Genomic DNA, 15002 nt, shown 5'->3' with positions numbered 1-15002 from the left:
ACCGGCCCCGCGTGACATAGGATGGAATCCCGTGGTGAACGTTGAGAACTCGGGCCTTGATTCCTCCTCGATCGACGGAGGTGGGCCTTCGGAGTCCGCTTCGCCGGATCAGGACACGACAGCTGGTCGCAGCGCTTCCCACACGACCAAGAACAGCGTCACGAAGCACATCTTCGTCACCGGCGGCGTCGTCTCGTCGCTCGGCAAGGGCCTGACGGCCGCCAGCCTCGGCAACCTGCTCACGGCGCGCGGGCTGCGCGTGGTCATGCAGAAGCTCGACCCGTACCTCAACGTCGACCCGGGCACGATGAACCCGTTCCAGCACGGCGAGGTGTTCGTCACCGACGACGGCGCCGAGACCGACCTCGACATCGGGCACTACGAGCGGTTCCTCGACATCGACCTCGACCAGGCCGCGAACGTCACGACGGGCCAGGTCTACTCGACGGTCATCGCCAAGGAGCGCCGGGGCGAGTACCTCGGCGACACCGTCCAGGTCATCCCGCACATCACCGACGAGATCAAGCGCCGCATGCGCCAGCAGGCCGAGGGCGACGTCGCCCCGGACGTGATCATCACCGAGGTCGGCGGCACCGTCGGCGACATCGAGAGCCAGCCGTTCATCGAGTCCGCACGTCAGGTGCGTCACGAGCTCGGGCGCAACAACGTCTTCTTCGTGCACGTCTCGCTGGTGCCCTACATGGGCGCCTCGGGCGAGCAGAAGACCAAGCCGACGCAGCACTCCGTCGCGGCGCTCCGGTCGATCGGCATCCAGCCCGACGCGCTGGTGCTCCGCAGCGACCGCCCCGTCAGCGAGGCGAACAAGCGCAAGATCGCCCTGATGTGCGACGTCGACGAGGACGCGGTCGTCAACGCGAAGGACGTCGCGAGCATCTACGACATCCCCTCGATGCTCAACGAGCAGGGCCTCGACTCGTACATCATCCGCCACCTCGGCCTGGCCGAGAAGGCCGGCGAGGTCGACTGGTCCGGCTGGCAGACCGTGCTCGACGCGGTGCACCAGCCGAAGCACGAGGTCACCATCGGCCTCGTCGGCAAGTACATCGACCTGCCTGACGCCTACCTGTCGGTCACCGAGGCGCTGCGCGCCGGTGCGTTCGCGCACCAGGCCAAGGCGAAGCTCGTCTGGATCCCGTCGGACGACTGCGAGACGCCCGAGGGCGCCGCCGCGGCGCTGTCTCAGGTCGACGGCATCTGCGTGCCCGGCGGCTTCGGCATCCGCGGCATCGAGGGCAAGCTCGGCGCGCTGAAGTTCGCCCGCGAGAACGGCATCCCGACGCTCGGCCTCTGCCTCGGCCTGCAGTGCATGGTCATCGAGTACGCCCGCGACAAGGCCGGCCTGGCCGGCGCCTCCTCGTCCGAGTTCGACCCCGACACCGAGTTCCCCGTCATCGCGACGATGGCCGAGCAGGTCGACATCATCGCCGACGGCGACCTGGGCGGCACCATGCGCCTCGGCCTCTACCCGGCCGCCCTGCAGCCGGGCTCGCTCGCGGCCGAGCTGTACGGCTCCGAGCTCGTCGACGAGCGCCACCGTCACCGTTACGAGGTCTCGAACCAGTACCGCCAGCAGATCGCCGACGCGGGCCTCGTCTTCTCGGGCACCTCGCCCGACGGCACCCTCGTCGAGTACGTCGAGCTCGACCGCGCCGAGCACCCGTTCTACATCGGCACCCAGGCGCACCCCGAGCTGCGGTCGCGCCCGAACCGCGCCCACCCGCTGTTCAGCGGCCTCGTCGGGGCGTCGCTCGAGCGCCAGAACTCGAGCCGGCTGTTCGCCGACGAGGCGGAGGGTGCGGCAGAGGCCGCCGCTCCCGGGCGGTCCTGAGCCGTGGCCGACACCGAGCTGCTGCGGGACGAGCCCGCCGACCCGACCGTCACCTCCTCCGAGACCGTCTTCGAGGGCGCCGTCTGGAACGTCGTCCGTGACGTCGTCGACTACAACGGCTCGCCGATGACCCGGGAGTACGTCGCGCACACCGGTGCCGTCGCGGTGCTCGCGGTCGACGAGCACGACCGCGTGCTCGTCATCAAGCAGTACCGGCACCCGATCCGCACCCGCGACTGGGAGCTGCCCGCCGGCCTGCTCGACGCCGAGGGCGAGTCGAAGCTCGACGCGGCCAAGCGCGAGCTGGCAGAGGAGGCCGACCTCGAGGCCACGCAGTGGGACGAGCTCGTCTCGTTCCACACCACCCCCGGCGGCAACGACGAGCTCGTCACCGTCTACCGGGCGACCGGCGTCAGCGCGACCGCAGCCGCCTTCGACCGCACCGCAGAAGAGGCGGACATCGAGAAGCGCTGGGTCGCCCTCGACGAGATCGTCGACGGCGTGCTGGCCGGGCGCCTGCACAACTCCATCCTCAGCATCGCGGCGCTGGCCGCGACCGCGGCCGCCCGCCGCTGACGTCCGAGCTGCCAGCGGTCGGGACGGGCGCGCGATGACGTCGATCGAGGAGGCGGTCGCCCGCTACCTGAGGCACGTCACTGTCGAGCGAGGCCTGTCCCCGAACACGACGGCCGCGTACCGGCGCGACCTCGTGCTCTGGGCGGCGCACCTCGAGGAGGCGGGACGCGCCTCCGTCGAGGAGGTCGTGCCCGCGGACGTCGCGGCTTTCCCGGCCGCGCTGGCGACCCGTTCGGAGGACCCTCTGCGCGCCTCCAGCGTGGCCAGGGTGCTCTCCTCGGTCAGGGGGCTGCACCGTTTCCTGCACGAGGAGGGGCTGGTCGCCGTCGACGTCGCGGCGGGCGTCCGCCCGCCGAAGCTGCCCTCGCGCCTGCCGAAGGCCATCTCGGTCGCGCAGGTCGAGGCCCTGCTGGCCGCCACCGACGGCGACGAGACCGCGCGGGTGCGCGACAAGGCGCTGCTCGAGCTGCTCTACGCGACGGGTGCCCGCGTGAGCGAGGCCGTGTCGCTCAACGTGGACGACGTCATCGACGGGGGAGACGTCGTGCGGCTGTTCGGCAAGGGCGGCAAGCAGCGGATCGTGCCGGTGGGCAGCTACGCGAGACGGGCGCTCGACGCCTGGCTCGTGCGCGGCCGGCCCGAGTTCTCGGTGCGGGGCGACGCCACGCCCGCGTTGTTCCTCGGCGCGCGGGGCGCGCGCCTCTCGCGGCAGAGCGCCTGGCTCGTCATCCAGGCCGCCGCCGAGCGGGCCGAGCTCGACGTCGAGGTCTCGCCGCACACCCTGCGGCACTCGTTCGCCACGCACCTGCTCGAGGGCGGCGCGGACGTGCGGGTGGTGCAGGAGCTGCTCGGCCACTCGTCCGTCGCGACGACGCAGATCTACACGCTGGTGACGGCGGACGCGCTGCGCGACATGTACGTGACGGCCCACCCCCGGGCGCTCCGACCTGCCTCCTGACCAGGCACTACCTTCATCCGCCGCATGAGGCTTCCTGCCTGCGGGGCGGGCGCGTCAGCCCGGCTCGGACGGGGGCCGCCGGTACCATCGACGTGTGAGCACCAAGTCGACCTCGAGCACGCCCGCCCTCTTCGAGAGCGCTCCGGCGACCGTTCCCGCGAACGGTCCGACCGGTCGCCCGCGCACCGAGTTCGCCGTCCCCGAGAGGCTCGACGGCCACGGCCCCGCGCGCATCATCACCCTCTGCAACCAGAAGGGCGGCGTCGGCAAGACCACGACCACGATCAACCTCGGCGCCGCGTTCGCCGAGTACGGCCGTCGCGTGCTCGCCATCGACTTCGACCCCCAGGGCGCCCTCACCGCGGGTCTCGGCGTGCAGGCGCACGACCAGCCGACGATCTACGACCTCATGATCGGGTCCGTGAAGGACGCGCACGACGTGATCGTGCCGACCCGCGTGCACGACCTCGACGTCATGCCGGCGAACATCGACCTGTCCGCCGCCGAGGTGCACCTCGTCAACGAGGTCGCCCGCGAGCAGATCCTCGCCCGCATCATCCGGCAGGTCAGCGCCGAGTACGACGTCATCCTGATCGACTGCCAGCCCTCGCTGGGCCTCCTCACCGTCAACGCCCTCACTGCGGCGCACGGCGTGCTCATCCCGCTCGAGTGCGAGTTCTTCGCCCTGCGCGGCGTCGCCCTGCTCGTCGAGACGATCGAGAAGGTGCGCGACCGGCTGAACCCGGCCATCACGCTCGACGGCATCCTGCCGACGATGTTCGACTCGCGCACCCTGCACAGCCGCGAGGTGCTCGAGCGCGTCGTCGACGCGTTCGGCGACGAGGTGCTCGAGACCGTCATCGGCCGCACCGTGAAGTTCCCCGACGCGTCGGTCGCCGGCATCCCCATCACGCAGTTCGCCCCCGAGCACCCGGCGGCGCAGGCCTATCGCCAGCTGGCCCGAGAGCTGATCGCGCGTGGTGCCGCAGCCTGAGGCCCCCGTCGTCGTCGCCGACCCGAGCGGCAGCCCCGATCCCGTCGTCGACGCGTCGACGCGGGGGTTCGAGGTCGTGCTCGACAACTTCAGCGGGCCGTTCGACCTGCTGCTGACCCTCATCGGGAAGCGCGAGATGGACGTCACCGAGGTGGCGCTCAGCGCCGTCACCGACGAGTTCATCGCCTACCTGCGCACCGTCGACACCGACGAGGACCTCGACCAGGCCAGCCAGTTCATCGTCGTCGCCGCGACCCTGCTCGACCTCAAGGTCGCCGGCCTGCTGCCCCAGGGCGAGCTCGTCGACGCAGAAGACGTCGCGCTGCTCGAGGCCCGCGACCTGCTCTTCGCGCGGCTGCTGCAGTACCGCGCCTTCAAGCAGGCGGCGGAGTGGTTCGCCGAGCGAGGCGCGACGGAGTCCCGCCGCCACGCCCGCGCCGTGCGCCTGGAGGAGAAGTACCGGGTCACGACGCCCGAGCTGGTCTGGACGCTCACGCCCGACGACTTCGCGGCGCTCGCCGCCTTCGCCCTCACCCCGCAGGCCGTGCCCACCGTCGGCCTCGACCACCTGCACGCCCCGCTCGTGAGCATCCGCGAGCAGGCCGCCTGGGTCGTCGCGATGCTGCGCCGCGCCGGGGTCGCCACGTTCCGCGAGCTCGTGGCCGACGTCGACCAGAAGGGCGTCGTCGTCGCGCGGTTCCTCGCCTTGCTCGAGCTCTACCGGCACGGGTCGCTGGCGTTCGAGCAGGTGGAGCCGCTCGGCGAGCTCAGCGTGCGCTGGGTGGCCGAGCACTGGACCGACGAGGCGCTGGACTCGCTGGGGGCCGACTATGACGGCTGACACGACGACCGCCTCCTCGACTCGTTCGGCTACGGCGCACGACGACCGCGCGACCGCCCGAGCGCTCGAGGCCGTGCTGCTGGTCGCGGACGAGCCGCAGTCGCTGCTCTCGCTGGCCGCCGCCGTGGGGCGCCCGACCGCCGAGGTGCGCCGTGCGGTGGCCGACCTGGTCGCCGACTTCGACGGCGTCGACGGCACGCCCCGGCGCGGCTTCGAGCTGCGCGAGGTCGGCGGCGGCTGGCGTTTCTACGTCCGGGAAGAGCTCGATCCCGTCGTGCGCGATTTCGTGCTGACGGAGAACCCGTCCAGACTGTCGCAGGCGGCTCTCGAGACGCTGGCGGTCATCGCCTACAAGCAGCCCATCACCCGCAGCAGCATCGCGCAGATCCGCGCGGTGAACGTCGACTCGGTCGTCCGTACACTGGTGGGTCGCGGCTTGGTCACGGAGTCGTCCACCGACCCCGAGACCGGCGCCCTCACCTACGAAACGACGGATCTCTTGTTGACCCACCTCGGCATCGCCTCGCTCGACGAGCTCCCGCTGATCTCCCCGCTCCTCCCTGACGGATCCGGAGGATTCGACGATGTCATCTGACCCCACCACCACCCACGACGACGACCTGCCCACGGGCGAGCGCCTGCAGAAGGTCATGGCCGCCGCCGGCGTCGCCTCGCGCCGCGTGTCCGAGGACCTGATCGCCGCGGGCCGCGTCACCGTCAACGGCAAGGTCGTCACCGAGGCCGGTCGCCGCATCGACCCCGAGAAGGACAAGGTCGTCGTGGACGGCGCGGCCGTCCAGCTCGACACGACTCGCCGCTACGTGATGCTGAACAAGCCCGTCGGCGTCGTCAGCACGATGAGCGACGAGGCCGACCGCCCCGACCTGCGGCAGTTCACCTCCGACTTCGAGGAGCGCCTGTTCAACGTCGGCCGCCTCGACGTCGAGACCAGCGGCCTGCTGCTGCTGACGAACGACGGCGAGCTCGCCCACGTGCTGGCGCACCCCTCGTTCGGCGTCACCAAGACCTACATCGCCAAGGTGCGCGGCGTCGTCACGCCCGCCGTCCTCGCGCAGCTGCTCGCCGGCGTCGACCTCGAGGACGGCCCGATCGCGGCCGACCGCGCGGCCGTGGTCGCAGGAGGCGCGGGCCTGTCGCGCTCCGCCGACTCGTCCCTGGTCGAGATCACCCTGCACTCGGGGCGCAACCGCATCGTCCGCCGCATGATGGAGGAGGTCGGCCACCCCGTCATCGACCTCGTGCGCCGCTCGTTCGGCCCGCTGCACCTCGGCACCCTCAAGGCGGGGCACGTGCGCTCGCTGAACAAGACCGAGCTCGGCGCCATCCTCACGATCGCGCGCGACGCCGCGCCGTCGCCGAAGGTCGACTCCGTCCCCACGATCGAGAGCGGCGACGCACCCGTGGACGAGGCCGACGTGGTCGAGGTCGCCCTCGACGCGGACGAGGTCGAGAAGGAGTTCTACGACGAGGACGACGACGAGTACGACCCCGAGACCGACGCTCGCGACGCGCGTCGCCGCGTGCCCGGTGCCGGCCCGCGTGCCGGTGTCGGCAAGGGCGACGCCCCGGTGTCGCGACGCGCGGAGGTGCGGCGCGAGCAGGCAGGACGCCGCGAGCAGGGCGCGGATCGCGGCGGGCGCGGCGGGCGCCCGGTGCGTGACGACCGTGCCGGCCGTCCCGAGCGTGGTGGCTACCAGGGTCGCGACGATCGTGCCGACCGTGGCGATCGCGGGGGCTACGCCGCTCGCGAGGACCGTGGGGGCTACGCCCCCCGCGCCGATCGTCCTGGCTCGGGTGCTCGAGGAGGCGCTGCTCGCGACGACCGTGGTGGGCGTCCTGCCGGTGGCGGGTACCAGGGTCGCGACGACCGGCGTGATGACCGTGGCGCACGCCCCGAGCGTGGTGGCTACCAGGGTCGTGACGACCGTGGTGGGCGTCCTGCCGGTGGCGGGTACCAGGGTCGCGACGACCGGCGCGACGACCGTGGCGGACGCCCCGAGCGTGGTGGCTACCAGGGTCGCGACGACCGCGGTGGACGCCCCGCTGGCGGTGGGTACCAGGGTCGCGACGACCGTGGTGCCCGTCCCGAGCGCGGTGGCTTCGTGTCGCGCGACGACCGCGGCGGACGCCCGGACCGCGGCGGCTACGTGTCGCGCGACGACCGTGGCGGCGCTCCCCGTGGCGGAGACCGCCCGCTGAGCCCCGGCGAGGAACGCGCCGCCGGCTACCCGAACCGCGACCTGCCCAAGGACCCGCGCACCGGCCGCCCCTCCGGCGTCCGTGCCGGCGGACCCGGATCCGGCCGCGGCGGCCGCGAGGACCGCAGCGCCCGTGACGGCGACGACCGCGGCGGCTACCAGGGCCGTGACGACCGTGGTGCACGTGACGACCGCGGTGGACGCCCCGAGCGCGGCGGCTACCAGGGCCGCGATGACCGTGGTGGTCGTCCTGCTGGCGGTGGCTACCAGGGGCGCGATGACCGTGGTGGTCGTCCTGCTGGCGGTGGCTACCAGGGGCGCGATGACCGTGGTGGTCGTCCTGCTGGCGGTGGCTACCAGGGGCGCGATGACCGTGGTGGTCGTCCTGCTGGCGGTGGCTACCAGGGGCGTGACGACCGTGGAGGGCGTCCTGCCGGTGGTGGCTACCAGGGCCGTGACGACCGTGGCGGACGCCCGGCCGGGGGCGGCTACCAGGGTCGCGACGACCGTTCCGGTCGCGACGACCGCGGCGGACGCCCCGAGCGCGGCGGCGACCGTCCGTTCCGTGGCCGCCCCGACGACGGGGGACGTGGTCCCCGCGGGGGCGGGCGGTCGTGACCGACCCGACCCGCGCCTCCTCGACGGACCTGACCAGCACTGACCCGAGCACGACCACAGGCTCGGGCCGCCCCGGCGTGACCGTCGACGACCTCGTCGGCGGCACCCGCCGTCTCGACGGCCAGGTGCGCATCGTGGGCTCGGGCCTGCTCGGCACGAGCATCGGGCTGCGGCTGCGCGAGCACGGCGTCGACGTGATCCTCGACGACGCCTCGCCCGCGGCCCGAAGCCTCGCCGTCGACTACGGTGCGGGCCGGGTGGCCGCCGAGGGCGACGCCCCCGTGCTCGTCGTGGTCGCCGTGCCGCCCGACGTGACCGCCGAGATCGTGCACCGCGAGCTCGACGCCTACCCGGAGGCGCTCGTCACCGACGTCGCCTCGGTCAAGGTCGCGCCCCTCGACGAGCTGCGCGCCCGCGGCGCCGACGTCTCGCGCTACATCGGCTCGCACCCCATGGCGGGTCGTGAGCGCGGCGGCGCCATCTCGGCCCGCGCCGACCTGTTCGCCGGACGTCCGTGGGTCATCGCCGGCCACGACGACATCAGCTACCGCCGCGCCGCGGCCGTCGAGGACCTCGCCCTCGACCTCGGTGCCACCCCGATCGAGATGACGCCCGAGGAGCACGACGCGGGCGTCGCCCTCGTCAGCCACGTGCCCCAGGTGGTGTCGAGCCTGATGGCGACTCGTCTGCGCGACGCGACCGACGCCTCCCTGGGGCTCGCAGGCGGGGGAGTGCGTGACGTCACTCGCATCGCCGCCAGCGACCCGGCGCTGTGGGTGCAGATCCTCGGCGCCAACGCGTCGCGTGTCGTCGAGGTGCTGCGCGAGCTGCGCGACGACCTCGACGGCGTTATCGCGGCGCTCGCCGACCCCGCGGCCCCGGGCGCTCGCCGCACGGTCGCCGAGGCCATCGGCGCCGGCAACACCGGCGTCGCACGCCTGCCCGGCAAGCACGGGCAGTCGACACGGTTCAGCTCGGTCGTCGTCATCGTCGACGACGCCCCGGGCCAGATCGCCCGCCTGCTCGCCGACATCGGCGACATCGGCGTCAACCTGGAAGACCTGCGGCTGGAGCACTCGCCCGGCGCGCAGGTGGGACTCGCGGAGGTCAGCATCGTGCCTGAACAAGAAGAACGACTCGTCGCCGAGCTCGAGCGGCGCGGCTGGACCGTGTCCGGGGCGTTCGCATGAGCGCCGGAGACGCAGTTCCGACCGACGTCGAGCGCACCCCCGGCGAGCACGGCGTGGGCGGCCCCGCCGGCGAGGCGCACACCGCCGAGCTGCGCGAGCGGACCGCGGAGGCGGTGCACCGGCACGTCGTCGTGGCCGTCGACGGGCCGGCCGGCAGCGGCAAGTCCAGCGTGAGCCGCGCCTCCGCCGTGGCCCTCGGCTACGACTACCAGGACACGGGCGCGGCCTACCGCGCCTTCGCCCTGCACGCGCTCGACAGCGGCGTCGACCTCGACGACCCGGACGCGGTCATCGGGGCGCTGCCCTCGTTCGCGTACGCGATCGAGATCGACCCGGCCCGCGCCTCCTCGGTGACCGTCGGAGGTGCGGACGTCACGGACGAGATCCGCACGCCCCGCGTGACCGGCGCGGTCAGCCACGTGGCGAAGCTGCCGGAGGTGCGGCGCTTCATGGTCGACCTGTTCCGTCGCATAATCGCGTCGACCGACCGCCCCGGCATCGTGACCGAGGGTCGGGACATCACGACCGTCGTGGCGCCGGACGCCCAGGTGCGCATCCTGTTGACGGCGAGCGAAGAGGCTAGGATGGCCAGGCGTTCCGCCGAGGTCACCGGGCAGTCCGCCGAGGAGACCGCTCGGCAGCTGTCGACCCGCGACCGGCTGGACAGCAAGGTCGTCGACTTCATGACCGCCGCCGAGGGCGTGTCGACCGTCGACTCCACCCATCTCGACTTCGACCAGACGGTGCAGGCCGTGGTCGAGCTCGTGCGAGCGAGCACCCCCACACGCTAGGAGCCTCCATGGCAGACGACGACAAGTACCCCGAGCTCGACGACCAGATGGTCGGCCGCATCCAGGCGATGCCCGACGAAGATGCGGAGCAGCGCGCCCGCGCCCTGCGTGCCGGCCTGGCCGACTACGAGCTGGACGACGAGGACGTCGACGTCCTCGAGGGCGGCGAGTGGGATCCTGACGCCCTCACCTACGCCCCGGCCCTGCCGGTGCTCGCCATCGTCGGCCGCCCGAACGTCGGCAAGAGCGCCATGGTCAACCGCATCCTCGGCCGCCGCGAGGCCGTCGTCGAGGACAAGCCGGGAGTCACCCGCGACCGCGTCTCGTACAAGGCCGAGTGGGGCGGACGCCGCTTCACCCTCGTCGACACCGGCGGGTGGGAGCCCGACGCGATCGGCATCGACAAGTCCGTCGCGATGCAGGCCGAGATCGCCGTCGACCTGGCCGACGCCGTGCTGTTCGTCGTCGACGTCAACGTCGGGGCCACGGCCACCGACGAACACGTCGTCCGCATGCTGCGCGCCTCGCACAAGCCCGTGATCCTCGTCGCCAACAAGAGCGACGACGCCCGGAAAGACCTGGAGGCGGCCTCGCTCTGGTCGCTCGGCCTCGGCGAGCCGTTCCCCGCGTCGGCCCTGCACGGCCGCAACGTCGCCGACCTGCTCGACGTGATCATGACGAAGCTGCCCGCCGTCTCGACGGTCGCGAAGGAGGAGATCGGCGGACCTCGCCGCGTCGCCATCCTCGGCCGCCCGAACGTCGGCAAGAGCTCGTTGCTCAACAAGGCCGCGGGCGAGGAGCGCGTCGTCGTCAACGAGCTCGCCGGCACGACCCGCGACCCCGTCGACGAGCAGGTCGAGATCGCCGGTCGCATCTGGACCTTCGTCGACACCGCCGGCATCCGCAAGCGCGTGCACCTGCAGCAGGGCGCCGACTTCTACGCCTCGCTCCGCACCTCCGCGGCGCTCGAGAAGGCGGAGGTCGCCGTCGTCGTCATCGACGTCACCGAGCCCATCTCGACGCAAGATCTGCGGATCATCGACCTGGTGCTCGAGTCGGGCCGCGCGCTCGTGCTCGCCTTCAACAAGTGGGACCTGCTCGACGACGACCGTCGTCGCTACCTCGAGCGTGAGATCGAGCAGGACCTCGACCACGTCTCGTGGGCGCCGCGCGTCAACATCTCGGCCCGCACCGGCCGTCACCTCGAGAAGCTCGTGCCTGCTCTCGAGCTCGCCCTCGAGTCGTGGGACACCCGCATCCCGACGGGCAAGTTCAACGCCCTGCTCGCCGAGCTCGTCGCCGAGCACCCGCACCCGCTGCGCTCGGGCAAGCAGCCGCGCATCCTGTTCGGCACCCAGGCGGCCAACCGCCCGCCGACCTTCGTGCTCTTCACGACCGGGTTCCTCGACCCGCAGTACCGCCGCTTCATCACGCGTCGCCTGCGCGAGATCTTCGGCTTCGAGGGCACCCCGATCACGGTGAACATGCGCGTGCGCGAGAAGCGCAAGCGCCCGTAGCTCGTCTCTCCCGCCGCCCCTGTGCGGTGAACGCCCGGTTGTGGATCCGTCCTCGGCCGGGCGTTCGGCATTGCTAGTGTGATCCTCACCCGACCGGTACTGACATATCGGCTCGGTGATCTTCTCACTGACGAAGGGCGAGGCATGACGGCGACGATCGACGTGGACCTGGATGCGCTGGAGGGGATGGCCGGGGCGACGCGGACGGCGGGGGAGGGGCTCGCGTTCTCGCACGTGCTGACCGGCGACTGCTCGGCAGCGCTGGGCTCGGGCGGCGTCGCCGGCGTGCTGGGCGAGGTCTCCGTGCACCTCGCGCGCCGCGTCGACCTCGCACTCGAGCTGCTGGCGCGGCTCGCGGCGCTGCCGACGGACTTCGTGCGCGGAGTCCGAGCGGTCGACGACGAGCTCGCTGCGGCTGCGGCTGCGGCCGCGGCGGCCGCTGGCGGCGCACGGTGAGCGTCGACGAGCTCGACCCAGGCCGGGGCAGCCCTGCTGAGATGTCCCGCCTCGCCCGGGCGCGCCGTGTCAAGCACGACGACCTGAGCCTAGGCAGGTACCGCCTCGAGGCGTGCCTTACCTGGTCTGAGGCCGAGTGGCGGGCCGAGGCCGGGATCGCCTTCGGCCAGACGGGCGAGCTGATCGTCGCCGAGCTGGCGACCCTGATGGACGCCGTCGAGCAGCACGGCGACGTGCTCGAGGCCTACGGGGTCGAGGTCGGCGACATCGCCGCGGTGCAGGGGCTCCTCGAGCGGCGCCGTGTCGAGGTCGACCAGGCTCTCCGGCGAGGGGCCGAGTCGCTGGTGCTGCTCGAGGCGGAGGAGGCGGTGTTCCCGTCGGGCGGCCTCGGCCTCGGGGTCGGTGCCGGCCTCGGCCTCGGTCTGCGCGACGCCGAGAGGGAGTCCCTCCGGCGCGACGAGCAGGCCGGCCACGACGAACTGGCCCGGGTCGGTCGGCAGTGGGCCGAGCTGGTCGCGCGACGAGACGCCGCGGACGGCGCCTGCATCGCCGGGCTCTACGGCGAATCGGCGACGAGCGACTTCCTGGGCGCCTCCGCCGACATCAGGGAGGCGAAGACGCCCGAGCAGGCGCTGCGTCTGCTCGACGGCCTCTCGACCGTCGACCTCGCACTGCTCTTCGCCGAGAACCCGCTGCTCGCGGCCCTGATCGCCGAGGCCTCGCCGGAGGCGGTGCGCGAGTGGTGGGACTCGCTCGCCCTGCTCCGCCCACTCGGTGCGGACGGTCTGTCCTCGGCGCAGCTGGCGTTGGTGCTCGCGGTCCCGTGGCTGATCGGCAACCTCGACGGGGTGCCGCCTCCTGCACGCATCAGGGCGAACGCGGTGACGGCGGCGGGGCAGGTGATCGAGAACCAGCGGATGATCGACGACATCGCACGGCACCCGCTGGACGACCCGCGAGCCAGGGAGCTGATCGCCGAGCTCGAGCGGGAGAACGCCTACCTGCGAGGTGCGACGGCCGTGCCGCCGACGGTGCAGCTGTACACGTACGACCGTGCGGCCGACCGCATCGTCGAGATGCTCGGCGACTGGCCCGCGGCGGGAGCCCCGGAGCGGATCTACACGTACGTGCCGGGCACCTCGACGCAGATGAGCGACTTCTGGGCGGGCGGTCCTGGCCTCCGGGCGTTCTCCGACCGGCTGATGGCCGACGACGAGGTCGACAGCGTGGCGTTCGTCTACAAGGACGGGCGGTTCCCCGGGGGTGGTGACGGGGAGTTCCCCCTCGAGAAGAAGAACATCCTCCTGGCCCTCGCGAAGGCGAACTCCTCGGCGTTCGCCCGTGAGTCAGGCGAACGCCTCGCGGCGTTCCGGGCTGGTCTCGACGTCGGCGGCGCGGCGGAGGGCTCCCCGCCTCCTCGCTCGGTCGGCATCGGTCACAGCTGGGGCACGGCGAACATCCTCGCGTCCGAGCTGGCGGGCGCGGAGTTCGACCACGTCGTCGCGCTCGCCGGAGCGGGCGCCGTCCAGGAGTGGGCCGGCTCGCCGAACACCGAGTACGACTCGTTCCGCTACGACGACGCTCTCGGCGTCGCCCAGGCGACGGGCAACGTCTACCGGCACCGCAACCCGCAGTACCTCGCCGAGTTCGAGCAGCACATGTACGAGAGCGACGCCGACCGTGCGACGAAGTGGAACTCGCCGCTCGTGCTGCGAGTCGTGACGCTGCTCGTCAACCACGGACTGATCGCGAGCGACTCGCCGCAGAACGAGCAGGTCATCTCCGACGTGTTGGCAGAGCTCGAGACCGTGGACGCCGACCGATGAGGACGTGGTGGTCATGGCCGGTCACGGCGGGAGTGGTGGTGATGGCGCTGGGAGGCTGTGGCGTGGGACAGGACGGCGACGAGCGTGACGCCGGCCCGGTCCTGTCGCAGCAGACGTTGGCCGAGGTGAAGATCGTGGTCAAGGAGATCGAGGTCGAGATCGCGGGTCATGTCCCGGACTCGGTGCGGCTCGGCATCCGCGAGAAGACTGAGGGAGCCCTCACCGGGTGTGCACCCGGCGGTGCCGTCTGGGGGAGCTCCACCGCGGTCGACGTGAGCGAGCAGCCTGATCTCCGCGCCCTCGAAGTACGTCTCCGCGACGACTGGTCACGCGCCCCTGACTTCGAGTTCGAGCTGACGCGCGGGTCCACCGGTGAACCTCGCCTCATTCTGCGGAGCACCGAGCTTGGCAACTACTGGGTGCAGAGGCGGGAGGGCGTCCTCCAGGTCGCCTCGTTCTCGACCTGCTTCGACTACGACGAGCAGCGCGACGGCTACGACTGGGAGATCGCGGCCGAGTGACGGGAACGCTCGGCGGGATGGGGCACGATGGGGTGGTGCGGACGGTGCGAGGCGGGGTGGTCGGGCCCCGGGACGGTGTGGAGGCGACCAGCGCCCTCAGCGACTCCGCCGACCGGCTGTGGAGGCGCCTCCGGCTGGACAGTCTCGCTGGCGGTCGTCAGGCCGAGCACGTCATCCACGAGGACATGCGCGAGCACCCGCGCACCGTCCGGGCGTTCATGGGCATCCGGTGGCTGCTGCTCGGCGAGACCGTCGTCGGGCTCACCGCGATCTTCATCGCCGCCGTGCTGTGGAGCCGGGGCGAGCACGTGCCGTGGGCCGTGTGGTTCCGCTCGACCGTGGTGCTCTTCATCACCGCCTCGCTCTACGTCTTCGCCTGGCGGGCCCAGCTCGGCTACTGGTGGGCGTACTCACGGCTGAGGCTGTTCAGCCGGATCTTCCCGATCGTGACGCTGATCGTCGCGACGATCCCCGGGCTCTACCCCGGCTGGATGGTCGTCGAGCAGATCGTCTTCTCGCTGCTGATGATCGGCATCGGCGACCTGCTCACCACGGACCACATGCGAGCGGCGTTCCCGCGCCCGGCGGCGGCGGCGGCGGCGTCGTCGCCGTCCGCCGACGATCACCGCTCCTGACCGGGCGAGTT

Annotated in this window: 13 protein-coding genes and 1 pseudogene; all 14 read left to right on the top strand. The window is 72.1% G+C overall.

Annotated features, from left to right (window positions below; genetic code table 11):
* Window positions 1–169 precede the first annotated feature (169 nt).
* The 14 genes and pseudogenes from JOE35_RS10870 (at window position 170) to JOE35_RS10805 (ending at window position 14991) form a co-directional block, all read left to right on the top strand.
* Window positions 170–1849: a CTP synthase gene (locus tag JOE35_RS10870; protein WP_307803139.1), complete on the top strand. Its 1680-nt coding sequence runs from the start codon at window positions 170–172 to the stop codon at window positions 1847–1849.
* Between the two features lie 3 nt (window positions 1850–1852).
* Window positions 1853–2425 carry an NUDIX hydrolase gene (locus JOE35_RS10865; RefSeq protein ID WP_307803045.1) on the top strand — a complete coding sequence of 191 codons (573 nt, stop codon included), beginning with the start codon at window positions 1853–1855 and terminating at the stop codon, window positions 2423–2425.
* A gap of 34 nt (window positions 2426–2459) precedes the next feature.
* Window positions 2460–3383 carry a site-specific tyrosine recombinase XerD gene (gene xerD / locus JOE35_RS10860; protein ID WP_209561087.1) on the top strand — a complete coding sequence of 308 codons (924 nt, stop codon included), beginning with the start codon at window positions 2460–2462 and terminating at the stop codon, window positions 3381–3383.
* A 94-nt stretch (window positions 3384–3477) separates the two neighbouring features.
* Window positions 3478–4377, top strand: a complete 900-nt coding sequence (locus tag JOE35_RS10855) for a ParA family protein (RefSeq protein WP_123545324.1) — start codon at window positions 3478–3480, stop codon at window positions 4375–4377.
* Complete coding sequence (locus JOE35_RS10850) at window positions 4361–5218, top strand: segregation/condensation protein A (protein ID WP_209561086.1); 858 nt, start codon at window positions 4361–4363, stop codon at window positions 5216–5218. The genes JOE35_RS10855 and JOE35_RS10850 overlap by 17 nt, the downstream gene beginning before the upstream one ends.
* The gene (scpB, locus tag JOE35_RS10845; protein ID WP_209561085.1) at window positions 5208–5813 is read left to right on the top strand and encodes an SMC-Scp complex subunit ScpB; all 606 of its coding nucleotides are present in this window, start codon (window positions 5208–5210) and stop codon (window positions 5811–5813) included. The genes JOE35_RS10850 and scpB overlap by 11 nt, the downstream gene beginning before the upstream one ends.
* Window positions 5803–6585: pseudogene (locus JOE35_RS10840) on the top strand (pseudouridine synthase); the annotation flags it as partial. The gene scpB and the pseudogene JOE35_RS10840, both read left to right, overlap by 11 nt.
* A 1547-nt stretch (window positions 6586–8132) precedes the next feature.
* Complete coding sequence (locus JOE35_RS10835; RefSeq protein ID WP_209562012.1) at window positions 8133–9245, top strand: prephenate dehydrogenase; 1113 nt, start codon at window positions 8133–8135, stop codon at window positions 9243–9245.
* Window positions 9242–10036 carry a (d)CMP kinase gene (gene cmk / locus JOE35_RS10830; protein ID WP_209561084.1) on the top strand — a complete coding sequence of 265 codons (795 nt, stop codon included), beginning with the start codon at window positions 9242–9244 and terminating at the stop codon, window positions 10034–10036. The genes JOE35_RS10835 and cmk overlap by 4 nt, the downstream gene beginning before the upstream one ends.
* Window positions 10037–10044: 8 nt before the next feature.
* Window positions 10045–11553 (top strand): ribosome biogenesis GTPase Der, encoded by a 1509-nt coding sequence (der, locus tag JOE35_RS10825; RefSeq protein ID WP_209561083.1) that lies wholly within the window; start codon window positions 10045–10047, stop codon window positions 11551–11553.
* Window positions 11554–11697: 144 nt separating this feature from the next.
* On the top strand, window positions 11698–12009 hold the full coding sequence (locus JOE35_RS10820) for a hypothetical protein (RefSeq protein WP_209561082.1): 312 nt from the start codon (window positions 11698–11700) through the stop codon (window positions 12007–12009).
* Between the two features lie 41 nt (window positions 12010–12050).
* Window positions 12051–13835: a hypothetical protein gene (locus JOE35_RS10815; RefSeq protein ID WP_209561081.1), complete on the top strand. Its 1785-nt coding sequence runs from the start codon at window positions 12051–12053 to the stop codon at window positions 13833–13835.
* A gap of 62 nt (window positions 13836–13897) precedes the next feature.
* Complete coding sequence (locus tag JOE35_RS10810; protein WP_209561080.1) at window positions 13898–14356, top strand: hypothetical protein; 459 nt, start codon at window positions 13898–13900, stop codon at window positions 14354–14356.
* A gap of 56 nt (window positions 14357–14412) precedes the next feature.
* On the top strand, window positions 14413–14991 hold the full coding sequence (locus JOE35_RS10805; RefSeq protein ID WP_307803044.1) for a hypothetical protein: 579 nt from the start codon (window positions 14413–14415) through the stop codon (window positions 14989–14991).
* The last annotated feature ends 11 nt before the right edge of the window (window positions 14992–15002 follow it).

It is taken from the genome of Frigoribacterium sp. PvP032 (assembly GCF_017833035.1).
Taxonomy (GTDB): Bacteria; Actinomycetota; Actinomycetes; order Actinomycetales; family Microbacteriaceae; genus Frigoribacterium.
Note: the sequence above shows the minus strand (reverse complement) of the source record. Positions and strands in the feature narration are given on the sequence as shown.